Annotated in this window: 22 protein-coding genes; 8 read left to right on the top strand and 14 right to left on the bottom strand. The window is 56.4% G+C overall.

Going from position 1 to position 24218, the window contains the following annotated elements; genetic code table 11:
* Positions 1 to 6 precede the first annotated feature (6 nt).
* Genes Q0915_RS01360 through Q0915_RS01350 form a run of 3 tightly spaced genes read right to left on the bottom strand, consistent with a single transcriptional unit; the run spans position 7 to position 3115 of the window.
* Positions 7 to 849 (bottom strand): fumarylacetoacetate hydrolase family protein, encoded by an 843-nt coding sequence (locus Q0915_RS01360; RefSeq protein WP_299472602.1) that lies wholly within the window; start codon positions 847 to 849, stop codon positions 7 to 9.
* On the bottom strand, positions 846 to 2159 hold the full coding sequence (gene eno, locus Q0915_RS01355; RefSeq protein WP_299472601.1) for a phosphopyruvate hydratase: 1314 nt from the start codon (positions 2157 to 2159) through the stop codon (positions 846 to 848). Before eno ends, Q0915_RS01360 begins: the two co-directional genes overlap by 4 nt.
* On the bottom strand, positions 2156 to 3115 hold the full coding sequence (locus Q0915_RS01350; RefSeq protein ID WP_299474635.1) for an aminoglycoside phosphotransferase family protein: 960 nt from the start codon (positions 3113 to 3115) through the stop codon (positions 2156 to 2158). The genes eno and Q0915_RS01350 overlap by 4 nt, the downstream gene beginning before the upstream one ends.
* Positions 3116 to 3282: 167 nt before the next feature.
* Between Q0915_RS01350 and Q0915_RS01345 the strand changes: the two genes are divergently transcribed.
* Positions 3283 to 4281, top strand: a complete 999-nt coding sequence (locus Q0915_RS01345) for a LacI family DNA-binding transcriptional regulator (RefSeq protein WP_299472600.1) — start codon at positions 3283 to 3285, stop codon at positions 4279 to 4281.
* Between the two features lie 30 nt (positions 4282 to 4311).
* Here the strand turns inward: Q0915_RS01345 and Q0915_RS01340 are convergent, their stop codons facing one another.
* The 7 genes from Q0915_RS01340 to Q0915_RS01310 all read right to left on the bottom strand — a co-directional run bounded on the left by Q0915_RS01340 (position 4312) and on the right by Q0915_RS01310 (position 13337).
* Positions 4312 to 5856 carry a sulfatase-like hydrolase/transferase gene (locus tag Q0915_RS01340; RefSeq protein WP_299472599.1) on the bottom strand — a complete coding sequence of 515 codons (1545 nt, stop codon included), beginning with the start codon at positions 5854 to 5856 and terminating at the stop codon, positions 4312 to 4314.
* Positions 5857 to 5866: 10 nt separating this feature from the next.
* Positions 5867 to 6853 carry an ABC transporter ATP-binding protein gene (locus tag Q0915_RS01335; RefSeq protein WP_299472598.1) on the bottom strand — a complete coding sequence of 329 codons (987 nt, stop codon included), beginning with the start codon at positions 6851 to 6853 and terminating at the stop codon, positions 5867 to 5869.
* Positions 6846 to 7898 (bottom strand): ABC transporter ATP-binding protein, encoded by a 1053-nt coding sequence (locus Q0915_RS01330; RefSeq protein WP_299472597.1) that lies wholly within the window; start codon positions 7896 to 7898, stop codon positions 6846 to 6848. The genes Q0915_RS01335 and Q0915_RS01330 overlap by 8 nt, the downstream gene beginning before the upstream one ends.
* Complete coding sequence (locus Q0915_RS01325) at positions 7888 to 9030, bottom strand: ABC transporter permease (protein WP_299472596.1); 1143 nt, start codon at positions 9028 to 9030, stop codon at positions 7888 to 7890. Before Q0915_RS01325 ends, Q0915_RS01330 begins: the two co-directional genes overlap by 11 nt.
* Positions 9027 to 10010, bottom strand: a complete 984-nt coding sequence (locus tag Q0915_RS01320) for an ABC transporter permease (RefSeq protein WP_299472595.1) — start codon at positions 10008 to 10010, stop codon at positions 9027 to 9029. Before Q0915_RS01320 ends, Q0915_RS01325 begins: the two co-directional genes overlap by 4 nt.
* A 130-nt stretch (positions 10011 to 10140) precedes the next feature.
* On the bottom strand, positions 10141 to 12081 hold the full coding sequence (locus Q0915_RS01315; protein ID WP_299472594.1) for an ABC transporter substrate-binding protein: 1941 nt from the start codon (positions 12079 to 12081) through the stop codon (positions 10141 to 10143).
* Between the two features lie 35 nt (positions 12082 to 12116).
* A complete protein-coding gene (locus Q0915_RS01310) occupies positions 12117 to 13337 on the bottom strand; it encodes a mandelate racemase/muconate lactonizing enzyme family protein (protein WP_299472593.1) in 1221 nt (406 codons plus the stop codon).
* 320 nt (positions 13338 to 13657) lie between these two features.
* On the opposite strand from Q0915_RS01310, the gene Q0915_RS01305 reads away from it, so the two are divergent.
* Positions 13658 to 14317 (top strand): GntR family transcriptional regulator, encoded by a 660-nt coding sequence (locus Q0915_RS01305; RefSeq protein WP_299472592.1) that lies wholly within the window; start codon positions 13658 to 13660, stop codon positions 14315 to 14317.
* A 231-nt stretch (positions 14318 to 14548) separates the two neighbouring features.
* Here Q0915_RS01305 and Q0915_RS01300 read toward each other — a convergent pair whose 3' ends face one another.
* Entirely contained in the window at positions 14549 to 14986 is a 438-nt protein-coding gene (locus Q0915_RS01300) for an Lrp/AsnC family transcriptional regulator (protein ID WP_299472591.1), read from the bottom strand.
* A gap of 120 nt (positions 14987 to 15106) precedes the next feature.
* On the opposite strand from Q0915_RS01300, the gene Q0915_RS01295 reads away from it, so the two are divergent.
* Complete coding sequence (locus Q0915_RS01295) at positions 15107 to 15724, top strand: LysE family translocator (RefSeq protein ID WP_299472590.1); 618 nt, start codon at positions 15107 to 15109, stop codon at positions 15722 to 15724.
* A gap of 80 nt (positions 15725 to 15804) precedes the next feature.
* Here Q0915_RS01295 and Q0915_RS01290 read toward each other — a convergent pair whose 3' ends face one another.
* Positions 15805 to 17031, bottom strand: a complete 1227-nt coding sequence (locus Q0915_RS01290; RefSeq protein ID WP_299472589.1) for an aminotransferase — start codon at positions 17029 to 17031, stop codon at positions 15805 to 15807.
* 422 nt (positions 17032 to 17453) lie between these two features.
* Between Q0915_RS01290 and Q0915_RS01285 the strand changes: the two genes are divergently transcribed.
* Genes Q0915_RS01285 through Q0915_RS01270 form a run of 4 tightly spaced genes read left to right on the top strand, consistent with a single transcriptional unit; the run spans position 17454 to position 21334 of the window.
* A complete protein-coding gene (locus Q0915_RS01285) occupies positions 17454 to 18545 on the top strand; it encodes an extracellular solute-binding protein (RefSeq protein WP_299472588.1) in 1092 nt (363 codons plus the stop codon).
* A 27-nt stretch (positions 18546 to 18572) separates the two neighbouring features.
* Positions 18573 to 19430, top strand: a complete 858-nt coding sequence (locus Q0915_RS01280) for an ABC transporter permease (protein WP_299472587.1) — start codon at positions 18573 to 18575, stop codon at positions 19428 to 19430.
* Positions 19430 to 20272 carry an ABC transporter permease gene (locus Q0915_RS01275; protein WP_299472586.1) on the top strand — a complete coding sequence of 281 codons (843 nt, stop codon included), beginning with the start codon at positions 19430 to 19432 and terminating at the stop codon, positions 20270 to 20272. The genes Q0915_RS01280 and Q0915_RS01275 overlap by 1 nt, the downstream gene beginning before the upstream one ends.
* 9 nt (positions 20273 to 20281) lie before the next feature.
* Positions 20282 to 21334, top strand: a complete 1053-nt coding sequence (locus Q0915_RS01270; protein WP_299472585.1) for an ABC transporter ATP-binding protein — start codon at positions 20282 to 20284, stop codon at positions 21332 to 21334.
* A 226-nt stretch (positions 21335 to 21560) separates the two neighbouring features.
* Here Q0915_RS01270 and Q0915_RS01265 read toward each other — a convergent pair whose 3' ends face one another.
* Both Q0915_RS01265 and speB read right to left on the bottom strand, forming a co-directional pair.
* Positions 21561 to 21905 (bottom strand): RidA family protein, encoded by a 345-nt coding sequence (locus Q0915_RS01265; RefSeq protein ID WP_299472584.1) that lies wholly within the window; start codon positions 21903 to 21905, stop codon positions 21561 to 21563.
* Positions 21902 to 22954: an agmatinase gene (gene speB / locus Q0915_RS01260; protein WP_299472583.1), complete on the bottom strand. Its 1053-nt coding sequence runs from the start codon at positions 22952 to 22954 to the stop codon at positions 21902 to 21904. Before speB ends, Q0915_RS01265 begins: the two co-directional genes overlap by 4 nt.
* 121 nt (positions 22955 to 23075) lie before the next feature.
* On the opposite strand from speB, the gene Q0915_RS01255 reads away from it, so the two are divergent.
* Complete coding sequence (locus Q0915_RS01255; protein ID WP_299472582.1) at positions 23076 to 23993, top strand: LysR family transcriptional regulator; 918 nt, start codon at positions 23076 to 23078, stop codon at positions 23991 to 23993.
* Positions 23994 to 24218: the final 225 nt, after the last annotated feature.

Genomic DNA, 24218 nt, shown 5'->3' with positions numbered 1-24218 from the left:
CTTCTCCTAAAGCTCCTCGACTGACTGTTGCTGGCTTCCCAGCCCCTCGATCCCGAGAGAAACCGTGTCGCCAACTTTCAGCCAGACAGGCGGTTTCATGCCTGCCCCGACACCAGGCGGCGTCCCCGTGCAAATGAGGTCTCCCGGTTCCAGACGCAGGAACTCGCTCAGGTAACTGACGATCGTTGCCGGATCAAAAATCATCGTTGCCGTGTTGCCGCTCTGCATTCTGGTGCCGTTGACATCCAGCCACATCGGCAGTTCACGCGCATCGCCGACCTCGTCTCCGCTGACGATCCAGGGGCCTGTCGGACAGAAATTCGGGAAACTCTTGCCCTTGGCCCACTGACCGCCGCGCTCAAGCTGCCAGGAACGCTCCGACACATCATTGACGAGCGTGTAACCCAGTATGCAATCAAGCGCTTCGGTCTTCGACACATTGAGTGTCGGACGCCCGATTACGATGCCAAGCTCGACTTCCCAGTCGAGTTTGGTCATTTTCGGCGAATAGAGGATCGGATCGTTGGGGCCGCAATAGGTTCCGGAGGCCTTGTTGAACAGGATCGGTTCTTCAGGAATATCCATTCCCGCTTCCCGGGCATGGTCGCTGTAGTTCAGCCCGATACAGTAAATATTGCGCGGCTGACTGACAGGTGCCGCGATCCGGACACCGTCCTGGCCAACGGACGGTAGTGCGCTCAGATCATAGCGCGAGACAGCCTCCATCAGTCCTGAAATGGTTTCGGGCGAAATATCGGGAACCATGCCCGAAATGTCTCTGGCCGCGCCTTCCTTATCCAGAACGCAAGGGGTCTCCTTACCGGGGTCGCCCAGTCTCATGAACTTCATCTATTCATTCCCGTTTGCTTCGTGCCCCACCATGTTCCACGCAATGCGCGGCCGGCGGCGAACGTATCCGTTCCCAGTTCTTCCTGTATGCGCAGGCACTCGTTCCATTTCACCATGCGTTCCGATCGCGTGAAGGATCCGACTTTGAGCTGATCGCATCCAAGACCGGTTGCAAGGTGAGAGATCGAGACATCTTCGGTCTCGCCGGAACGAGCCGACACAATCGCGCCCCAACCGGCCTGCTTGGCTGCCGAGAAGGCCTGAACGGCCTCGCTGACCGTTCCCGCCTGGTTCACCTTGACCAGAACGGCATTGCAGGCTCGATCGGCCTTGGCCTGTTCGACGAGATTGGCGTTCGTGACCAGGTAGTCATCTCCGATGATCTGCACGCTTTCACCGTGCCTCTTCGTGAATTCGACCATGCCCGGCGTATCGTCCTCGCCAAGCGGGTCTTCGATCGAGACAATCGGATAGGTATCAAGCCAGTTTCCCAGCAGATCGATCAGCTCTCCGCTGTCCATTTCCCGATCTTCGAGCGCCAGACGGTAACGGCCCTCCCGACCGAACTCCGAGGCGGCAACGTCGAGAGAGATCACCACACGATCGCCCGGTTTCTCGCCAGCCTTCTCAATGGCAAGAACCAGCGTTTCCAGGGCTTCCTCATTGCTCTTGAACTCGGGCCACCAACCGCCCTCGTCCGCCACGCCGGCAAGACCGCCACGCGACGACATAAGGTCACCGGCGGCAAAATAAACCTCGTTGGTCACTTCCATGACCTCGTCGAAGCTCTTTGCCCCCGGCACCATGATCATGAAATCCTGGATGTCGACCCGCCGTCCTGCATGCGCACCGCCACCGAAAATCTGGATCTCAGGCAGGGGCAGCGACGCAGCGCAACCATAGTGATCGGCAACGTATTGCCAGAGCGATTTGCCAGCGCTCGCGGCCGCGGCATGAAGTACCGCCAGGGACGTGGCGACCATTGCGTTGCCCCCGAGGTTTTGCTTGATCGGCGTCGGGTCGAGGGCGATGAGTTTCTGATCGATCGACAACTGGTCGGCTGCATTCATTCCGATCAGAACCGGTGCGATTGTTTCGTTGAGGCCGCGCAATGCGTTTGCAACGCCCTTGCCCTGCAGCCGGTTTCCACCATCGCGCAGGTCAAGCGCTTCGCGCGTCCCCCTGCTCGCCCCGGCCGGCGCAATCGCCCGGCCGAGAGAACCGTCTTTCAGGCGCACGTCGACTTCGATTGTCGGATTGCCGCGCGAATCCCATACGCGCCGTCCTTTGACCGAGTGAATTGCAGTCACGGATTATCGCCCTTCCATGTATCAAGCAGTTCGTCAACAACGCCAACGATGGTGGATTTGGGGGTCATCAGAAGTCTCAGCGATACGTCGCGGATAACGCCTTGCGAACCTTCATCGAGGTATTCGACCGGAGACTTTCCATCGACCCGCGCCAGCAAAAGGGCCGGCAAAAGACGGCTGACCCTTGCTTCCAGCTCGGTTTCCGGCTCCCAGCTGACTGTCTCCGCGTAGGCGGACCAGAGCGCATTTACGTGCGTGGCAAGGTCGGCGCGAAGGGAGGAAACGTGCTGCGCCTTGAGGACAAGATGGTTCAGGCAGAAAGCAACATCGAATTCCGGCGCTCCCATGGTCGCGCATTCAGCGTCCAGAATGATCGGCTTTCCTGCCCTGAACAGAATATTCTTCGGACTGACGTCTCCATGCACGAGAACCTTGGAAGTCTTATAAAGGCTCTCCGCGATCCGCCGCAGCTCGGAAGAAACTTCAGCATGTTTTCCGGCCGTGAACACAAGATAAGGCTCGATGCGAAGCGCGTGAAAGTCATCCCTGTTCTGGAAGGGCGCGGTGTCGAAGTCCGGCCTGCTGGATGCCGCGTGTATCCTGCCGACGAGACCTCCGACGGCTGCCGGTCTGGCACTGTCCGACTTTCCTTCCAGGAGATCTTTTTTCCAGAGTGAAACTGCGTCTCCTGAGATAAATTCCATGGCGAAACCGTGCAGGTCATCGGAACGGCCAAACGTCTTCACAGCACACTCCGGCGCAATTTGTGCTGCCGTCCGAAGCCACTCGTATTCCGCCCTGTTTCTGTGAACGGGCGCATGCCAGTCTTCCGCCACCTTGAGCTTCGGCAACGCGAACTTGATGCAGAACCGTTTGTCGCCTGCGTCTACCATCGCGATGTCCGAGGCAACTCCGCCGGTCAGCGGCAACACCTCGGTAATCGCGGAAGGTTCCACCAAACCGATCTCCGCTGCCAATCGTTCGCATCTGTTTCGCAGGTCTGCCGGCATTTTCCGTTTCTGTCGCCTCGTCAGCAATCAATGTTCACGTGAACATTTGCCATTGCACTATCGGCTCTGTCAAGCCATAGTTTGCGCAACCAAGAAAAATGGAGAACCTCCCCGTGGCGGCTCGGGTAACAATCAAAACCATTGCCAGGGATCTCGGCATTTCGCACATGACCGTGTCCAGGGCGCTCTCGGACCACCCGAACGTCCAGAAGGAAACGCGTGACCTTGTCAGAAAAAGAGCTGCGGAACTGGGCTATGTGAAAAACGCTGCGGCGATGGCCATGCGCGGCGACGGCACCAAGATCATCGGGCTGTTGCTACCCAATATTGTCAACGAGTTTTATGCGCGGTTTGCCAACGAACTTGCCAGCATCTGCGAAACGTTTGCGTTTCAGCTTATCATTCATCTGACAAATGACGACTTCGTCACGGAACAGCACGCATTACAGCAACTTCGCGAGGTTCAGGCCAAAGCCGTTGTTGTGGTTCCTGCCCCTGTCGCAAAGGCGGAGGAAACTCAAACACCGGTCCATCTCGACGGCATCAACGTCATTCAACTGATCCGGCAACGGCCGATGAATGGCAGCGAGAGTGCCATTCTCGTAGATGATACACGCGCGATTTCAGATGCCGTTGAACACCTTTACGGCCAAGGCCACAAACACATCGCCTATATCGGTGCGCATTCCAGCCTTTCCTCGGGGCGGAACCGGTTGAAAGCCTATTTGAGCGGGCTTGAAAAATGCCGTCTCGAAATGGATCCGGATCTTGTCAAAACCGCGCCACCATCATTCAGTATGGGAGGCGCCTCGGCCAACGCGCTGATCCGCAAAGAAAGGGCGACGGCCATTGTGTGCGGGGGGTTTGAGATTTCCAACGGCGCTCTGAATGCGCTCCTTACGTCCGGCAAGAAACCCGGCGAAGCGATCGCCTTCATAGGTTACGGCGATCCGTCATTCTATACCTGGATCGAGGGCGGCATATCCACAATCAGCGTCCCTGTCACCCCCCTTGCGGAACAGACCCTTCAAGTCCTGCGTTACAATGGCAACGACAGCGCCGCTGAACGAACGTTTGAATTTGAAGCCCAACTTATAATTCGCGGCACCTGACGAATTGCGTCACTGCAAAGACCGCGGCCTTCAGTGCCATCCGACCCTTCTGGCAACGGGAACCTGATCGCCCGGACGGGATCTGATCATGTCCATATGCTCGCGCCGAACAGCCTTGTAGGCCGGGTCGTCGAAACGGTTTTGCATTTCGGCTGGATCACACTCGAAATCATAGAGTTCACCTGCACCCGATTTCAGGTCCACGGACATGCGATAGCGATGACTGCGCACCGTCATCAGGTCCATGTCGACGCCGCTTCTACTCGGATCAACCTCCCATTCGTTCAAGGCAAAGTCCCGGTTTTCGCTCTCATCCATGAGCGGACACAGCGACTTTCCATTGTCGCCGGAAACCTCAAACCCGCACAGATCGGCAAGTGTCTGCCTGAGATCGACCGTTGAGACCGGATCGTCAATGCGGCGGTTCTGAGCAATCGAAGGCCCGCACATGAGGCAGGGCACGCGCAGCAACCCGTCATAGAGCATCGGCCCCTTCAGCAGGAGGCCATGGTCACCGAGCCATTCGCCGTGATCGCTGATGAAGACGATAATCGTGTTTTCCATTTCGCCCGTTTCCTCCAGCGCATCTAGGATCCTTCCGACCTGTTCGTCGACCCAGGCGATCATCCCGTAATAGATCGCTGTAATGTCCCTCAGCTGACGTTCGCTCAAAGGTTCTGTCACGCCCCAGTTCTTGCCATCCTGTGCATGCTCCCGCTTGGTGTTGCGCCGGACGGGGCTTTCCAGAAATGCACGATGCCACCAGGGACGGTTCTCAAGATCGAGGTCCCGGTGGATCGGAATATCGACTTCGTCAGGATGATGGAGATCGCTCCAGGGAGACGGCACAAGAAAGGGAGGATGGGGATCGGGGAACGAAACCCAGGCAAAAACGGGTTTTTCTTCCTTCTTCTGGATCATATCGACGGTCCGGTCGCCGATCCATGGTGAAGAGTGCCATTTTTGTTCGAGCGCCGAACGCCAGGCCTGAAAGTGGGATGACTGCGGCGGCACGGTTTTCTTGGCCCGCTCCCACCGCACGCGGCCCAATCCGTCTCCGTCCAGATGGTTTTCATAATGCAAGGTGTACGGCGCGTCTTGCCACACACAATGATGATGGGGCCGCAACATCAGCTCAACATGCTGAAACCCGAAATAAGGCCCTCCCCAGTCCGCGGAGAAGTCCGCAGTGCTGTGATAGCACTCCGGCGTACCGGTCGGAGCGAACGTCTCGTTGCTTGCAAAATGAGCCTTGCCGATAAAGCGCGTTTCGTAGCCGGCATTTTGAAAAATGCTGCCTAGGCCCTCAACACCGAACTCCTGCGCCAGATTGCGGCCATTGTCGCGTACACCATGCGAATAGGGCAGCTTGCCGGTCAGGATGGACGCGCGGGCGGGCTGGCACATGGGATGCGGCGTAATGCATTTGGAAAACATCACGCCTGTCTTGCCGATCCTGTCGATATTGGGCGTTCTGACATGCCGCTTGTCCAGACCGATGCAATCACCGCGTTGCTGGTCTGTTGAAATCAGGATGACGTTCGGTTTCTTCGTTTTTGGATCGGTGTCCTGCAAAAGGTGCTCCTTAGATCTCTCCCGCAAAGTGGCAAAGTACGTCGGTGGTCCCGAGTTTTTTGCGGGGCGGTGTCTTTGTTCTGCAAAGGTCTGTTGCGTGCGCGCAGCGCGCGGCAAACCGGCACCCAGTGTGCGCATCCGGGTCATCTGCGGGCTTGCCGGCCAACACTTTCGTCTTCCGCCGCAGCCGGGGGTCGGGAACGGGAACGGCATTCAAAAGGGCGCGTGTATAAGGGTGTTTCGGCGCGCGAAACAGCTCGTCTGTCTCGGCCAGTTCGACGATCTGACCCAGATACATCACGGCAATCCGATCGCAGATATGTTCCACCACAGCAAGATCGTGAGCAATGAAAACATAAGTCAGATCGAACTGATCCTGCAGGTCCTGAAGAAGGTTGAGGATCTGTGCCTGAATGGAGACATCCAGCGCGGAGACCGCTTCATCCGCGATGATCAGTTCCGGATTTGTCGCCAGCGCGCGCGCAATTCCCAATCGCTGTCGCTGGCCTCCGGAAAACGCGTTCGGATACCGCATTAAGAACTCGGGCCTCAGACCGACCTGCCGGAGCAAATCGGCGACGCGGTCGGCAAGCTCCCGGCCGCCCAGACCCTCGGATTTCCGGATGCACTGCCCGACCAGCTCCAAGACGCGAAGCCGTGGATTAAGTGACGACTGCGGGTCCTGAAAAACCATTCGCATGTCTTTCCACACTTCGCGCAGCTGCGGTCTGCTCGCCGCGCAAAGCTCAACGCTCGCGCTCTCGTTCCGGTTTAAAAGGATGCTGCCGCCGGACGGATTGAGGACACGCATGATACAGCGGCCAAGCGTGGTCTTGCCGCTGCCGCTTTCACCGACGATCCCGAATGTCTCCCGACGTTTGACATCGAAACTGACATTGTCCACCGCACGGACAATATCGGACGGTTTTCCGAAGAAGCTGCCACCAATCGGGAAATGCATATCAAGGTCACGGACTTGCAGGATCGTATCAGTCACCTCCGACCTCCTCCTGTTTCAGGAAACAGGCAACCTCTGCCGGTCCGCAGCGCTCCAGCGAAGGCTCCTTCACATCGCAAAGTCCGGGAATACTCGCGTCACACCTCGTGCGGAAAGCACAGCCGCTGGGTCTTGCAAGGGGGTGCGGAACCATCCCTCGAATAGCCGGAAGCCGATGCTGTTTCGCCTGACCGATCTTGGGAACCGAATTCAGGAGGGCGCGTGTGTAGGGATGCAGAGGGTTTTCGAAGATTGAAAACACATCGCCCTTCTCAACGATCTTGCCCATATACATGACCGCCACATCTTCGGCGACTTCCGCCACCACTCCGAGATCATGTGTGATCAGGAGGACCGCCATCTGGAGTTCATCCTTCAGTTCCGCAATCAGGTCCAGGATCTGTGCCTGTGTCGTCACGTCGAGTGCCGTTGTCGGTTCGTCGGCAATCAGAAGCCGCGGCTGGCAGGACAGCGCCATTGCAATCATCACCCGCTGCCGCATGCCGCCGGAAAGCTCGAAAGGATAGGCTTCGAAACGTTCCGAAGGGCGCGGAATGCCGACCTTGTCCAGAAGTTCGATTGCCTGCTCCTTTGCCTCGGATTTCGACACCTTCCGGTGCAGCAGGATCGTCTCGACAATCTGCTTGCCGACCTTGGTGATCGGTCCCAGCGAAGACATCGGTTCCTGGAAGATCATTGCGATGTCCTGGCCGCGAATGTCGCGCAAGTCCCGAGAGCCAGCCCGCATCCTTGCCAGGTCCACGGAACGGCCGTCGCCGGGCCGGTAGAGAATGCTTCCCTCAACGATTTTACCCGGAGTGTCGACAATCCTCAGGATCGATCGCGCCATGATGGATTTGCCGCATCCAGATTCCCCTAAAATGCACAGGGTTCTGTTCGCGTGGATATCGAGATCCACCCCTTCAACCGCCTTGACGATGCCGTCATGGGTGTGAAAGTGCGTCTTAAGGCCACGGATCTCCACAAGCGGTAATTCTTGCGGCGACGCGTCCTGGCGATCGTTTTCCGTAAGATCAGTGAGCATGCGGATCTGCGGCATCTCGAAGGCCGTCTCCAAGGAAGTTGAGTGCCAGCACGGCGACAATGATCATCGAACCGGGCGCGATCAGGAGCCACGGCGCTTCGATAATCGTGCGGATATTCTGGGCTTCCTTCAGCAATGTGCCCCAGGAAACGATTGGCGGCTGCAGACCGATACCCAGAAACGAAAGCGACGTCTCGGCCAGGATCATCAGAGGCACGGCCAGCGTAAGCGATGCGATAATGTGACTGGAGAAGGAGGGAACCATGTGCTTGCGAATGATCTCCCAGTCCGTGAGACCGTCCAGCCTGGCGGCAACAATGAAGTCTTCGTTTCTGAGCGACAGAAACTTGCCCCGGACTTCTCTTGCAAGACTTGTCCAGCCAATCATCGAGACAATCAGGGTAACGACGAAGTAGGTCCGGAGCGGAGGCCAGCCGAGTGGTATCGCAGCTGCTAGCCCCATCCACAGTGGAATGGTCGGGATCGATCTCAAAAACTCGACAAGGCGCTGTATGAGCGTGTCGACCCAGCCGCCATAGTACCCCGACAGCCCCCCCAGAGACACGCCAATCACAAGGGACACCGCAATGCCCACAAGGCCGATGGACATGGACACTTTGGTGCCTATGATGATCCGGCTCAGTATATCCCTGCCAAGCCGGTCGGAACCGAGGAAATAAACAACGTCTTTTTCGGCGACCGGCCCGAAAAAGTGGGTATCGGCCGGGATCAGTTCGAGGATCTTGTAAGGGTAGCCCTTCACGAAGAACCCAAGCGGGATCACCTTGTCCGGACGTTCGACATAGCTTCGCCGCATGGTCGCACTGTCCACCTGCATCTTGAGCGACTTGGCATGCAGGAGGAACCTGCTCGATCCGTCCTTTTCGGTGACAAAGAAGTGTATGCCCTGCGGCGGCACGAAGATGCCGCGCCGATTGGTCTCATCGATCTGCTCGGGCGCAAGAAAATCGCCGAAAAGCGCCATGAAGTAGATCAGGCCGGTCACCCACAAGCTGGCATAAGCAACCCTGTGACGCTTGAACTTGCGCCACATGAGCGCCCATGGCCCCAGAAGCTGTGGGGCTCTCTCCTCGGCATTTTCAACGGGCTGGCTCACGGTTTCTACAGTCATTGATATCGGATCCTCGGATCGATCCAGGCCAGCAACAGGTCGGAAATCAGCGTGCCGAACACCGTCAGGATACTGACAAGAAGGATGAGGGAGCCGGCGAGATACATGTCCTGCACCAGGAGAGCCCGCAGCAGCAGCGGTCCCGTCGTCGGCAGGTTCATCACGACGGCGACGATGATTTCTCCGGACACAAGCGTTGGCAAGATCCAGCCGATCGTCGAGATGAACGGATTGAGCGCAACCCGGACAGGGTATTTAAGCAGGAGTTGAAACTCCGACATTCCCTTGGCCCGGGCCGTCACCACGTAGGGGCGGTACAATTCGTCCAGCAGGTTGGCGCGCATGATGCGGATCAGCGCGGCGGCGCCGGAAGTTCCGACGACCACGATCGGCATCCAGATATGCGCCAGCAGATCAATGAACTTGTCCCAGGTCCAGGGCTGTTCGAGATATTGCGGACTGACCAGCCCCCCGACGCTCTGCCCGAAATATTTGAACGCAAGATACATCATCACCAGGGCAAGCAGAAAATTCGGCACCGCCAGGCCGACAAAGCCAAAGAAGGTCGCGACATAGTCGCCGAAGGAATATTTGCGAACAGCGGAATAAATGCCGATCGGCAAGGCGGTCATCCAGATGAACAAAAGCGTCATCAGCGAAATACCGAAGGTCCAGGCGAGCCGGTCCCAGATCAGATCGTTCACCGGCACATTCTTTTCAAAGGAGATGCCAAAATCGCCGTGCAGAACAATCTGGGACATCCATTTGATGTACTGGACATACATCGGCTGGCCCAGACCGTACTGGTCCCTCAGGGCCTGCATGGTGCCTTCATCAAGCCCGCCGGAATCGTTCAATTCGGCAGCCAGGGTGTCAAGATAGTCTCCAGGTGGCAGCTGGATGATTGCAAACGTCACGACCGAAATCAGAAAGACGGTCGGGATCATGTAGAGAAGCCTGCGATATAAAAAACCGAGCATTACCTGCACTGCCGATCAAGGCGCTGGTTGACGAAAAGAAAGAGCCGCGGGGCTCTGCCCGGAGGACTGGGCGGGCCCCGCGACGAGTGTATCCGGCCGTACAGGATAGCAGACCGGATCACGAACCGCGTCAGGGAAGGTTGTCCCCGCCTTCGAAGAAGAACTGTGCGGTATAGGGCGCAGGTGTCCAAAGTTGCCCTGCGATTGGCATCGGATCCGCGAAATTGTGCAGGTTTTGACGCGCGATACCGAACGCCCCGTTGCTCTGGATCAGGCCAACCGTCAGCAGCTGTTTGCTTGCATTGTCGATCAGTTCCACAAGAGCCTTTTCCTGCAATTCAGGATCGGCGGTCGACGTCACACCCTTGTAGATTTCGAACAGTTTCTTGATATGCTCCGGTGGTTCTTCACCAGTGCTCGGATCCGCTCCCCAGGCTGCCCATTTAGGCGCCCAGAAGACTGCCTGCCCTCTTGGCAGATAGCAGTCCGGGTTGGCATATGCGTCGACAAGCCCTCCCGGACAATTCCAGATATAGGCGTCGTGTTCACCCGAACTGACGATTTCGAACAACCGCGACCTGTCGCTTGCACGCACCTGGAAATCGAGACCGACATCCTTGGCGTAACCGGAAACGAGTTCCATGACGTCCGGATACTGCCAGCCGAAGACATCGGCGATGAGAAAGACCAGTGTAAACCTTTCGCCATCCGGTCCGAGGCGGTATCCGTCCGCGTCTTTCTTGTCGAGGCCAATGCTGTCGAGCAGTTGGCCTGCAAGCTCCGGATCAAACTCGGTGTCCCGCGTCGCCCACTCCTCGTTATAAAACGGCGACAGAGGATGGGGTGCTGTCTGCACGGGCCGGCCGGCGCCCAGGTAGACGATATCGTTGATCTCTTCCCGGTCGATCATGTGGCTGACGGCTTTGCGGAAATCGAGATTATTGACGATTTCGTTCTTGACCGGATCGGCGTTGTTCAGGTTGAGCATCACCGTGGTCTGGCTACCTGGAATGTCACCGACCTGGTAAAAATCATACTTGCCGCGTTCCTTGTTATCGGTCAGCGCAGCCAGGTTGACCGGGCGTCCGATATGGCGCGCCATATAGTCGATTTCACCGTTGAAGGCCTTCAGGAGAATGGATTCGGCATCCTCAACCTGATCCCAGGTTATCCTGTCGATATAGGGCAGCTGATTGCCGTCCGGATCGACCTTCCAGAAATAGGGATTGCGTTCGGCGACGACCCGCTCCGTTGATCCGTAGGCATTGGTCAGATGCCATGGGTGCAGTGTCGGCCGGTCCGGGTTCTGCCAGAAAATCGGCGTGTGCATCGGCCCGGCCTTCAGGTTGAAGAGTTGAACCCAGTCCGCCGCCGCTGGTTCCTCGTCCACGAGTTTTTGAACGTCGGGATTATGCTCGATGTGGAATTGCGAGAGATAATGCTTCGGATAGTTCACGACGTAGTATCCGAAGCCATAGGCCAGGTTCTGTAGGAACAGGCCGTTGGGTTCCTGGAATTTGAACTCGACAGTCGTATCGTCGATTTTCGTGACTTTGACCGGTCCGGCCGCTTCCACGAAATTCGGGTGTTTCGAAGGTGTCAGACGCTCGTCGAGAAGTACGTCATACCAGAACAGAATGTCGTCAGCGGTGAAAGGCTCGCCATCCGACCAGCGCATTCCCTCGCGCAGCTTGAACGTGAAGGTCGTTGCGTCGTCCGAGACCTCGAAACTCTCCGCTATGTTCGGTTCGATCGAGGACCAGTCCGGGCTCCACCGGATGAGGTTCTCCGAACCGATGAGGCGAACAATGTTGTGCTGATCCCCTCCTCCAAGGATGGCGCGCCGGAGCGTACCGCCGTATTCACCAACCTTTTCCAGCGGCTGCATGACCATCGGAGATTTTGGAAGGCGCTCATCCACCGCGGGCAGGTCGCCGGCCTTGACGCGCTCTGCAAGGTTTGGAGCCTCGTTATAGTCGGCGGACCAAGCGCTTCCAGCGACGGACAATGCCAGGCAGGTCCCCGCTACGCCGCTTGCAAGAAACGCTTTCAGATTTCTCCGGCTGCTCATTCATTCCTCCTCTTTCCTGAACGACAGTCACCCGCTCACCAGTTGGTGACCGAGCCGTCCGGGCGCCTTAGATGCGGCGCTTCTACATGTGTTGGATCCTGTTTCGTAATGGCATCTTCATCGACCTCGACACCGAGACCGGGGCTGTCCGGCACCACATAGACCGGGCCCTCCAGCTGAACCTGTTCCGGGAAAATTCCGGTGTCGTGGAAACCAAGATTTTCGACGGGCGACTGACGCGTTTCGAGCCAGCTGAAATTGGGTGTGGCCGCCGCAAGATGAACGGTCGCAGCCGTGCAGACCGGCCCGAGCGGATTGTGCGGCATGAGATCGACGTAAAAACGTTCAGACCATCCGGCAACTTTCATTGCCTCCGTGAACCCGCCAATGTTGCAGATATCCAGGCGCATGAATTGGGTAAGGCCCTTTTCCAGAAACGGCGCCGCCTGCCACTTGGATGAAAACTCCTCACCGACCGCAAAGGGAATGTCGGTCATGCCGCGCAATACGGCATAGGCATCAGGCGCTTCGCTCCTGATGGGCTCCTCTAAGAAATCAAGTGTCCCGGACGGAAGCATGTTGCAGAAACTCGCGGCCTCCGCGACGCTAAGCCGGTGATGAAGGTCGATGCCAAGCGTCACCGTGTGCCCGATGGCCTCGCGCATCGCTTTCAGATCGTCCGCAATTTCGGGAAGGCTGGTCCTGGGACTGTAAACCTCACCCCTGTCGAAATTCGACGGATAAATCCGAACACAGTCCCAACCGGCATGGATGAGCTTATGTGTGTGCTCAAGCAGCTCCTGCCGATCCTGACCCATCGTGCTTGCGAAAGTGGGTATTACATCGCGCTGCCGGCCTCCCAGAAGCTGATAGACGGGAACGCCCAGCCTTTTGCCGAGAACATCGTGAAGCGCGATGTCGATCGCCGAGATGGCAGCTGTCAGGACGCGCCCGCCTTCGAAATACTGGCTTCGATAGCATTCCTGCCAAATGCGTCCGATCTTTCTTGAATCCTGACCTTCCAGAAAGGCTGCAAAGTGATCCACGGCCGCCGAAACCGCGCGTTCACGGCCCGAAAGACCGCTCTCGCCCCATCCGGTCAACCCGTCTTCCGTCACCAGCTTTACAAGCAGCTGATTGCGCTTTCCAACGCGCGCCAGAACAGGGGTAATTGTTGTGATGCGGGCGGCCTTGTCTTCCCACCCTTTCGAGACCGGCACCGCCTCCAATGCAACAGTCTCCGACATCTCCGGCATGTCCTGCTCCTTCCGAATGCACTCTTGAAAAGCTACACGATCCTTTCAAGATCGTCGACTATTTTTTTCTTTTTATAGATTTTTTGATTGATTTAATGCTTTTTAATAAGAGTATTATCGAACGAAACCAATGAAAAAACAAAAGGATTGATTGTGGAGAATGTGCGAGACTGCTACCAGATAGTCTTTGAAAACGGGAGCTTGTGTGGTGCAGGTACGCATCGCGACAGAAAAAAGGTCCTGTATCACGGCCCGGTTTCTGCTTTTGAAATGCCCCGGCAACCTGACGGATCCGCCAGGCAAATGCGCGAGAGGAAAGTATGAACGCGTTTAACAAGGCGAACGATCAGGAAGAAACCCTATATGAGGCGGTCCTGGAGGAAATCTCGAGCGGTCGTCTGGAAGCGGGGCAGCGACTGAAAGTGTCTGAACTGGCGACGAGATTCGGCGTCAGCACCAGTCCGATCCGGGAAGTTCTAAGGCTACTGCAGGGGGAAGGCTTCGTAGAGATCCATCCCAATCGGGGGGCAGTCGTCAAGCAAGGCGATGCGAATACGATCCAGAACATATTCGAGGTGCTGCAACTTCTGGAACCTTACTTCGTTTCGTGGTTCGCCGACTATGCACAGCCCGAAATGATCGAGGAAATGGAAGAGATCCAGCGCAAGATAGAAGAGGTGCCTTCCGGTAATCTCATCGAGTTCAGAAAGCTGGATTTCGAGTTTCACTGGGCCATCTGCCGCCGTCACTACAATCAGGTCGCCGCCGATCTTTGGAAAAAGCTGCGCAAGGCACTGAATGTTCACGGCGCGAAACTTCGCATCAGCCCGGTGAGATACCAGACAATCATGGAAGAACATCAAGAGCTGCTGGAAGCATTCCGAACCCATGACGCTGTCCGGGCGGAGGCCGCAATCAACAAGCACGTGGCCGGTTCCTTCACGCAAATGTCCCAGCAGATGCGCGCGCTTGGGCTTTAGCTTTTCACTTTTTCATGCTGTTTGCCGGACTGGCGCACACTAGCCGTTTAAATCCAACGCCTGTCGAATGTGCGAGCATTCAAAAGAACGCGCCGGCATCAACTCGCAGGCGCTGCACTTATGGCGTTGCCATTCCAGCAGGCATGCGGTGAACAGACCGGATGCAGCAAGGCATGATAGTCGGCTCCAAATCTGGTCAATCGGCAAACAACGGGACCCTCAGGCTGGCCTTTACCTGGCCGACAACGACCTTGGTCTCGAACCGTCTGATATTCGGATTTTCGGTGAAACCTGCCGGCTGAGCGCCTCGAAGCTCTCCATGTCCTTTGTGACGACCACAAGCATGAAATCAGTCGCGCCGGTCACATAGTAGCATTGCTGAACTTCTTCCAGCCGCAAAACTGTTTTTCGAAAGTCGTCGAGAAGATCGACCCGCTCGTGTTCGATCTCGACCTCAACGAGGAAAGTCATGAGCGGTCCGCATTTTTGCGGATCGACAACCGCAACCCGCTCCAGGATGACCCCTTCTTCCTCCAGCCGTTTGATGCGCCGTTGCACCACGGATTTTGAAGACCCTACCGCCTCGGCGGTTTCGCGTGCTGCCGCCGCTCCTCCTGCCTGCAGATGCTCCAGAATTTGCCTATCAAGCTTATCAAGTGTTCTGGGCAAACTGCACCTCATCAGGTCAATTTCCGGGCACCATGTCCCGGTTCACCGTGACCTTAGATCCATTTGGCCCTGAGTTAGAAGCTATCTTTTCCGGCACACAAACGATGCGGCAGGTGCACGATGGACATTGCAGACCTTACAACTATCCTTGCGGCCTTCCTGGTCGTAACAATTTCACCTGGGCCCGCAAACATAGCCGTGGCAACCGTGGCAATGCGGAGCGGGCGAAAACTTGGGCTTCAGTTTGGCTTCGGACTCGGCGTCGGGCTGGCGTTTTGGGGGATGGTTGCAGCGTCGGGATTGGGAGCTGTACTGCAGGCCTCAGAGACAGTTCTTTACATATTCAAGTTCTTCGGTGGCTGCTATCTGCTTTGGCTCGCGTTCCAATCTGCTCGCGCGGCAGCAGCCTCCGTAAAACCCGTCACAGAGAATGTTTCGCGTGGAAAGTGGTTCGTCCGGGGACTGGTCCTGAACCTTTCCAATCCCAAAGCAGTTGTGGCATGGATGGCTGCTCTTTCTGTGGGACTGGATATAGAAGCCCCGATCGAACAGCTGGCTGCGCCCCTGGTCCTGTGCGCTATGATCGGCTTTCTCAATTACTTCGGGCATGCTCTCGCGTTTTCGCATCCCGGCTTCATGACGGCCTATTTGCGTCTGCGCCGTTGGATTGACAGCGTCGTAGCCGGATTGTTCGCAACAGCCGGGAGCAGTCTGGTTGCTTCAGTTTTCAACCGCTGAGGTCTGACGGCCAACAGGGTGCCCTGCCTGTCCCCCGGCACAACACGGAAATTGGCGCTCCGAAAAAGAATGCTGCACACCTATTTCCGAGCAGCTTCGAGTGACGCTTCATGAAAACCCGCAAGCCGGTCCGTGACCTGAGCGATGGCATGACAGCCAACATTGGCAAACGCAAATCTCAGATGCTGCTCCTGTCCGGGACCGAAATAACTGCCCGGCAAAGCAAGCAGCCCGCAATCACTTGCGAGCCGCTCTGCGACTGCGACAGCTGAAACACCGGGAAACGGATGGCGCACATAGGCGAAGTAAGCGCCCATTTGATCAATACGCCATGCCGGATGCGGCGTCAGAGCCTTGCGGAATGCGCCCGCCCTTTCTGAAATCTGAGCATTGGTCTCCATTCGCCAGCCACTCAGATTTGCCATTGCCCAGGGCAGCGCCAGTTGCGCGGCGCGTGCGGGGCATATCTGGATGCAATCGAGAACCTTGCCTAATTCACTCAGAACCTGCGGCGATGCGGTCACCGCACCGAGGCGGTGTCCGGGAATGGCGTAGCTTTTTGAAAAGCTGTAGAGGCTGATAACCGTATCCTGCCAGCACGGATCGCTGAAGAGCCCGTGGGGTGCAGCCTTTTCGTGCAGGAAATCGCGATACGTTTCGTCCAGGATCAGTTTGATGCCCTGTTCATGAGCGAGCTCGAAGAAAGACGTAATCAAATCAGGCGGATAGATGGCACCCGTTGGATTGTTGGGCGTTACCAGAACGATTGCCTTGACCTTGTCATCGATCAGTTTGGCGGTATCGGCTACATCCGGAAGGAAACTGTTTTCGGCCAGAAGCGGCATCGGTCTTGCCTCGACGCCCAACATGTCGAGGGTCATTTTGTGATTGAAATACCAGGGGGCTGGCAAAATGATCGCATCGCCCGCAGCGGCAAGAGCCATGATTGAAACGAAAAAGGCCTGATTACAGCCTGCTGTGATTGCGATCTCAGCCGGATCAATCGAAGCCTGAAACAATTCCGAGCAATCAGCGGCGTATGCGGCACGCAGCCCATGGTCGCCGAAAATGTCGCCGTATCGCGTTGCTTCTGTGGTTCCAGCAGAAGACGCGATCTTCGCCATAAATTCTGACGGGGGCGGATCACCAGGAACCGCCTGGCTAAGATTGAGCGCCGGGCCAAACCGGCCGTCATAGGCCAACAACCAATCTTCCGCCTCCGGGATCGGAGGCGTGGCCGTGTCGATGAGGTTCGGATTCAAGTTCGAAATTGCCACGTTTGCATTGAGAAATTTGCGCGCGCGCACTTGTTGTTCACGCACAAAAACCGACGATAGATCACTCAAGCCCCCTTAAAATGGATACTTATCAATCAAAACATTGATAAATATGAATGTAACGGTTTCCGTTGATGAAACAAATCCGGTGCCAACAGACCAAAATCTCCAATTTCATTTGCCTGAGCGCCTGATTGTCTGGGGTTCTGCAGGTTTTCGGGTGACCACTTCACCTTGAAACAAGCTTCTGATTTCCCGCCCAAATGGCTACTTCTGACCCAGACTGATAAAAAATCGGTCAGTCATGCATAATTTTTCATCCAAATCGTAAAACTTGTATTTTTTTGCAAGAATTATTCGATTCAATGAAGTGGTAATGCAAACAACAACGCCGGAGCTTACCCCTGACAATTCCAAACGGTCGCATTCGGCCGAAATTCAGAGGTGGAACGGTGACTTTCAAACTGACCCGACGTGGTATCCTGAAGGCTGGTGCAGCATCTGCAGCAACGCTCGCAATGCCTTCAATCGTAACAGCTGCCGGTAAAAGCGATTTCAGCGGCAAGGAAATCCGGCTTTTAACCTGGTCCGACAATACGGGTCTGGCAATCCTGGAAAATATTGCAAAACCCTTCGAGGAGATGACCGGCGCCAAGGTCATCGCCGACCGCACTGGCTCCACCTCGGAAATGGTTGCCAAACTCAGGGCGTCCGGTGGAAAGGCCCAATATGATGTCATCACCCTTGCCGGCGTTGGCGCGGTTGAACTTGCCGGAGACGGTTTGCTGGCGAAGCCCGACCTGAACATGCTGCCCAATCTTGAAAAAGTGGATCCGCGCTTCCGCTCGGGCGCGGAAGGTCACGGTATCGGCTATCTGCTTTGGACCGGCGGAATGATCTACAACACCAAGACATTCAAGGAGCCGCCGAAGTCTTACGCGGAAATGTGGGACGCTGCGCATTCCGGACGTCTCTTCCTGCCGCCGGCAACCTGGACGGACGCGCTGGACACGATCTTCGCGACCGGCAAGATGATCGGCGGCGACGGAACCAATTCAGAAGCTGCCTTTGCGAAGCTTGCCGAACTGCGCAATGGTATTTTGACCTTTGGAGAGAACCCGGGCCAGATTTCGGAGCTCTTCAGATCCGACGCACTCGACATCGGCGGCGTCTATGCTCCGGCCTTTTTCGCGAAGGAACTTGCCAACCCTGCAGAGTCCAACATGGGCGCGACCTACGATCTTGACGAAGGTTTCTTCGCGGATCTGATGTACACGATCGTGCCGAAATCCAAGCCTGGTGACGACGATGTCGTACATGCTTTCATCGACTTCACGCTTGATGACAAGGTCCAGGGCGTGATGGCCGAAGCCGTTCTGAACGGGCCGATCAACCAGCAGGCGGTGATGAGTGAGGCTGCCAAGGCAAGTCCGTTTATCATCAAGCCGGAGCAGCTCAGCGAAAAAGCTGTCGTTCATGACAAGTCCTTTATCGCCGATGTTCGCGAAAACTGGATTGCGACCTACCAGCAGACCCTGTCTTGATAGGCAAGGATCAAGTGACAATCGATCGTGTCGACTGAGCTTCTTCCAAGGAAACAGGCGCTGCTGTTCGCAGCGCCTGCTTTTATAGCCATTCTGCCGTTTTTGGCGGCATGCTTTTTCATCTTGCGTTTTTCCCTGTCTTCTGAACAGGGAACAATCGAAGGATTGTCGATCCAGGCCTATCGCGACTTGATGACCCCGTTCTTCGGCAGGTCCGTCTGGCTGACGCTGAAGCTGGCGTTTGTCGCAACGCTTATTGTTATGGTCCTGGCAGTTCCGCTGGCGTTTGTCATGACGTCGCTGCGCAGTTCGTTCTTCAGGCGCTTGCTCACAATTTCCATTCTGTTACCGCTTATCCTGAACCTTTTGGTCCAGGCCTACGGCTGGATCCTGCTGCTTGGCCCGTCCGGTGTCCTGAACTCGACCTTGAAGGCAATGGGGATCATCGAACGACCTCTGTTCCTGCTGTTCAACGAGACCGGTGTCTTGCTGGGACTGGTGCAGACGTCCCTGCCGCTTGCGGTCTTTCCGATCGTCGGCGCCGTGAGAGCCATTTCTCCGGAATACCTGGAAGCGGCAAGTTCCCTGGGCGCCGGGCATTGGCGCACCTTCAGGGATGTCACGGTACCGCTGTTGCGGCCGGGCCTTGTCGGAGCCGCCTCCATTGTCTTTGCGTTCAACGCCAGCGCGTTTGCCATTCCCCTGCTTCTTGGCGGACGCCGCGTACAGATGATGGGTCTGGTGATCAGGGATATGATTTCTCCACTGTTCAACTGGTCTGGCGCGGCTGCGGCCGGCATGATCCTGATTGCCCTGACGATCTTCGTACTCGCTGCCTCCTCCTGGCTGGTCCGTCTGACGACAACAACGAAGGAGACGCGGTGATGCGGGTCGGCCTTCTCCCAAGGGAAGGTGGCGGAACCTACCGGTTCGTCATCCTGTTTCTTGCAACAATCGGAATTCTGATATCCTCGCTGCCCGTGATCGTTGTGACGATCATGTCGTTTTCCGCTTCGGAGTATTCGAGCTTTCCACCCACGGAGTTTTCGCTCCGCTGGTATGTTGAAGTCCTGCAGCTGTTCACAAGTGAAGATCCATCCAGCGCGCAATCGGTCGTCGACAGCACCTTCACCAGCCTGCTGGTTGCCTTCCTGGTCATGGTCATATCAACGCTGGTCTGTATTCCGCTTGCCTATGCGCTGGCACGCAGCAACCGGAATTTGCGCGAAGGCATGGAACTTCTGTTCACGCTGCCACTGGTGTTTCCGCTGGTTATGCTTGGTATCGCCTTCCTGTTGATTGCCGAAAGTCTGCAATTCGACCTCGGCATCTGGCGCATTGCAATTCCGCACATTGCCCTGGTTCTGCCGTTTGTTTTGCGCAACTGTCTGAGCGCCATGAACGGCATCAGCGTGGAAATCGAGGAAGCTGCAATTTCGCTCGGCGCATCACCGCTGCGCGCGATTTGGGATGTCGTCATTCCGTTGATGAAAGCCGGCATTCTGGCCGGTTTGATCTTTGCGCTGATTATCAGCTTCAACGAATTTACCGTCACCTTTTTCATGTACACAATCGACCTCAGCACGTTGCCGATATGGATGTACAGTCGAACGGTGTCGTCGCTGGATCCCGCGACCCTCGCGCTTTCCGTCTTCATAATTGTGGTGGATGTCTTCCTGGTGGTGCTTGTCGACAAGCTGATCGCCGGACGCGGCAATCTGTTCTGACAAAGGCTCATGGTGACCAACACGCATTTGAACATCGAAGCCGTTTCAAAGTCCTTCGGACCGGTAACGGCACTCACCCAAATCGACTTGAAGATCGAGCGAGGCTCTTTTGTGTGTCTGTTGGGGCCGTCCGGCTGCGGCAAGACCACATTGCTGCGCATCATCGCGGGATTTGAAAAGCCCACAAAAGGGCGCCTGTTGCTGGATGGTGCCGATATCTCGGATATCCCTCCGCACAAACGCGGCTTCGGAATGGTCTTCCAGTCGCTGGCGCTGTTCCCGCACATGAGCGTTGCCCAAAACATCGCCTACGGGCTGAAGCTTCGCAAGGCTTCGGCAAAAGAACAACGCGAACGTGTCGAAGAACTTCTAACCGTGATTGAGCTTCCAGATATTGCGGATCGTGCCGTATCGGCCTTGTCCGGAGGACAGCGTCAAAGGGTGGCAATTGCCAGAGCGCTTGCGATCAAACCGAAGCTTTTTCTTCTGGACGAACCCTTGTCTGCGCTGGATGCAAAACTTCGCGACAATATGCAGATCGAACTGCGACGACTGCAGCAGAAATTCGGCGTCACGACCGTGCTGGTCACGCATGACCAGACCGAGGCAATGATGCTGGCTGACGAACTTGTCGTGCTGGATCACGGCAAGGTCCAGCAAGCAGCAACGCCAACCAGCGTTTACCGCCAGCCGGCCAACAGCCTTGTTGCAGATTTCATTGGCGCTGCAAATCTCGTCCGGACCAGGGTCGGTGAGAATGGCCGGCTTGTGCTCTTCGGCAATACCGTGGAAATGGCCGTTGATCATGACCCCGGCACAGCCGTCAACGTTGCTGTGCGCGCTGAAAACATCTCGCTGCGCTCAGCTCAAGCCGATCAGGAAGCAGCAGGACGTGTCGTCTTTGCCCGCGATCTCGGAGCCTTCAAGGAATGGCTGGTCAGCTTTGAGGATCAGGAAATCCGGGTGCGCGGTTCCGCTTCCGATGAAATCGAATTTCAGGTGGGCGACCTGGTAACCCTGACTGTCGATCCAGCGCGCATTTCGGTCTTTGCCGCCAGTTAAGGTGTTTCGCTGACCCGACAACCAGTCATGCGTCTCGTATGCCGCTCCGACTGCCTGTTCCGCGCGTCCCCAAATTCAAAACTTTCTGGAGCGTGGACCCGGCAAAGCGGGTGCACGCGCGCACGCATTTCTTCAACGCCGCAATTCAGATAATTGCTCGCGGCGTTGAACAGTTCCCACGCCATCAGGTCAGCAAATTGCTCGTTCTGGAGTTGCCATCTATCGACTATTTCTTGGCTGCGACGATCATGACTTCGACCAGGAACTCGGGAAGAACCAGCTTGCTTTCCACACAGGCCCGGGCCGGAGGATTTTGCGGATCTATCCATGCGTCCCAAACTGTGTTCATGGCGCCGACATCCGCCATGTCGGCAACCCAGATCTGAGCTGACAAGATGTCCGATTTGCTGCTTCCTGCAGATGCCAGCAGACGATCCACCTCCGCAAGCATGGATCGGGTCTGGCTTTCCATATCCGGGCCCTCGCCAACCTGTCCGGCCAGATACACCGTGTTGCCGTGAACCACTGCCTGGCTCATGCGGCTGCCTTTTTCGAGGCGTTCGATCGTCATTTGGTTTCACTTTCTGTTTCGGGAAGGGAGGGAGAGAACTGCATCAGGCTCAAGATTTCAAAGAGCATTTGAGCCCCTGCATGCGCAGTATTTGTTGTTTGGTCATAGGCTGGCGCGACTTCAACAACATCGCCGCCGACAAAATTGAGCCCCTTGAGGCCGCGGATCAGACGTAGCGCCTCCCGGGTCGTCAGGCCGCCGATTTCCGGTGTGCCTGTACCGGGCGCGAAAGCCGGATCAAGACTGTCGATGTCAAAGGAAAGATAGGTCGGGCCGCTTCCCACGACCTGACGGGCCTTTTCGATCAAACCCGGAAAACTCGCATCGGTGATGTCTTTGGCCTCGACAACGGTCATGCCGGACATTTCAGAAAACTCCCAGATGTACCCGGCGGCACCCCGAATGCCGATCTGGATCGTCCGCTCCGGCGCCAGAACGCCGTCGAGAACGGCGTTGCGGAAAGGTCCCCCGTGGTGAAACTTCTCGTTTTCGTAGGCGCCGCCGGTGTCGCAATGGGCATCGATATGCACCATTCCCAAAGGCTCTTTCCGCCCGACCGCGCGCAAGATCGGATGGGTGATGGAATGATCGCCGCCGACCCCGATCGGGATCGCACCCGCCGATACGATCTGAGCCACGTAGTCTTCGATTTCCTTGTGGCTCTGCGCAAGATCGAACCGGCTGCTGAAGGGCACATCGCCAAGATCCGCAACGCGCATTTCGTGCAAAGGCGCCGTCTCAAGCGCATCGTTGTAAGGCCCTACGCGTTCGATTGAACGCAAGGCTCGCGGACCAAAACGGGCGCCGTTGCGATTTGTGACACCCAGATCCATTGGCGCGCCATAAAGCGCTACTTGCAACTCCCCTGCCCTCTCCAAAGTCGATTGCGGAGCGTCGAGCAGTGTCGGTATCCCGGAATATGGCGCCGGACGTTTTCCACCTTCGGCAAATATTTTCGAGGCGATCTTCCGATATTTCGGTGTGAACAGTGTTCCGCCATCGGCATTGCCGAATTTTTCCCTAAGGGCCGCGAGTTTTGCGTCCGCCATATGTCGCTCCTCAAAAACACGTTTGGACTTGAATAAGGCGGTTTTTAATCGTCACAAAGTTGAACAATCCAAAGAACACTTGCATAAACATGCATGCGAAATTTTGAGGTGTTGTTGATCCATGGCCCGGCGAAAGAATGCTTTTTCAGGAACCGTAAGCGGCGCGGATATCCGTCTGATGCGGGTCTTTAAAACGGTAATAGAGTGTTCGGGCCTTTCAGCGGCCCAGACAGAACTTGGCGTCGGGGCCTCAACGATATCAAGGCAGATTTCCGATCTGGAAACGCGCCTCGGCATCCGGCTCTGTCATCGCGGGCGAAGCGGCTTTTCACTCACCCAGCAAGGTGAAATTGCACTGGAACATATCGAACGTCTGCTTGCTGCGGCTGATGAGTTTGCGACCAGCGTCGCGTCCATAAACCGGCAGCTTGTCGGCAAGATTGACATAGGCATGATCGACTACACCTTGTCGGATGAACGCAATCCCCTTGTCTCAGCCATACGTCGCTTTAAGGACGATGCGCCGGAGGTTGACGTGAGCCTGATGACCGGAACACCCGCCGAAGTGGAGCGGGCTGTCATCGACGGAAAACTGCATTTCGGAATTGTCCCGGATTACCAGCGCCACCCGAGTTTGAAATACCGTCGTCTCTATGACGAAGAAGTCGGACTTTTTTGCGCCGGCGAACATCCGATGTCGATTGCACTCAGTGCCGGAGAGCCCTTGAGCGAAGCGGAAATACTAGAGCACGCGCTGGTTTATCGCGGCTATTTTGAAAGCAGCATGCTCCGAAATCTCAAACAGAAATTCCCAGTGGGAACGATCGTTTTTCAAACCGAAGCCGTTCTGGCCTTGGTGGGTGCCGGCGTTTATCTCGGCTTTTTTCCAACGCATTGCACCAGTCAGGCACTCTACGATTTCAAGGAGCTGCGCCCGGATATCTTTCGATATTCTTCGCCGATCTGCGCCATCTGGCGTGGCGACCGCCATCAATCGGCCGTCTTGCAGCAATTCCTGGAATTGATCACGGTCGATTAGCGCCAACGACCGTGTCATGACCAAACATGCCGGTTCAATTCGCGCCAGGATCCGTTTTGATCATTAAGGATTGCGGTGCGCTCCACCGGGGATTTGCGCTCCCCTCCTGATGGCCAATTGTGACCCGCCCGGAAAGTTGCCTTCCTACACGCTTCAACGAAAAGACGCAAAGTGGCCCAAGCCATCATTACACATTTGAAACTCAACAAATCCGCATCAGGTGTT

It is taken from the genome of uncultured Roseibium sp. (assembly GCF_947494555.1).
In the GTDB taxonomy this organism is placed as follows: Bacteria; Pseudomonadota; Alphaproteobacteria; order Rhizobiales; family Stappiaceae; genus Roseibium.
The sequence above is the reverse complement of the archived record's forward strand: the minus strand, read 5'-3'. Positions and strand labels throughout refer to the sequence as shown.

Excerpts from the sequence above, each read along its gene's own strand:
- Q0915_RS01360 (WP_299472602.1), bottom strand. The coding sequence starts at position 849 with ATGAAGTTCATGAGACTGGGCGACCCCGGTAAGGAGACCCCTTGCGTT.
- Q0915_RS01330 (WP_299472597.1), bottom strand. The coding sequence starts at position 7,898 with ATGCTCACTGATCTTACGGAAAACGATCGCCAGGACGCGTCGCCGCAA.
- Q0915_RS01325 (WP_299472596.1), bottom strand. The coding sequence starts at position 9,030 with ATGACTGTAGAAACCGTGAGCCAGCCCGTTGAAAATGCCGAGGAGAGA.
- Q0915_RS01320 (WP_299472595.1), bottom strand. The coding sequence starts at position 10,010 with ATGCTCGGTTTTTTATATCGCAGGCTTCTCTACATGATCCCGACCGTC.
- Q0915_RS01315 (WP_299472594.1), bottom strand. The coding sequence starts at position 12,081 with ATGAGCAGCCGGAGAAATCTGAAAGCGTTTCTTGCAAGCGGCGTAGCG.
- Q0915_RS01310 (WP_299472593.1), bottom strand. The coding sequence starts at position 13,337 with ATGCCGGAGATGTCGGAGACTGTTGCATTGGAGGCGGTGCCGGTCTCG.
- Q0915_RS01305 (WP_299472592.1), top strand. The coding sequence starts at position 13,658 with ATGAACGCGTTTAACAAGGCGAACGATCAGGAAGAAACCCTATATGAG.
- Q0915_RS01295 (WP_299472590.1), top strand. The coding sequence starts at position 15,107 with ATGGACATTGCAGACCTTACAACTATCCTTGCGGCCTTCCTGGTCGTA.
- Q0915_RS01275 (WP_299472586.1), top strand. The coding sequence starts at position 19,430 with ATGCGGGTCGGCCTTCTCCCAAGGGAAGGTGGCGGAACCTACCGGTTC.
- Q0915_RS01270 (WP_299472585.1), top strand. The coding sequence starts at position 20,282 with ATGGTGACCAACACGCATTTGAACATCGAAGCCGTTTCAAAGTCCTTC.
- Q0915_RS01265 (WP_299472584.1), bottom strand. The coding sequence starts at position 21,905 with ATGACGATCGAACGCCTCGAAAAAGGCAGCCGCATGAGCCAGGCAGTG.
- speB (WP_299472583.1), bottom strand. The coding sequence starts at position 22,954 with ATGGCGGACGCAAAACTCGCGGCCCTTAGGGAAAAATTCGGCAATGCC.
- Q0915_RS01255 (WP_299472582.1), top strand. The coding sequence starts at position 23,076 with ATGGCCCGGCGAAAGAATGCTTTTTCAGGAACCGTAAGCGGCGCGGAT.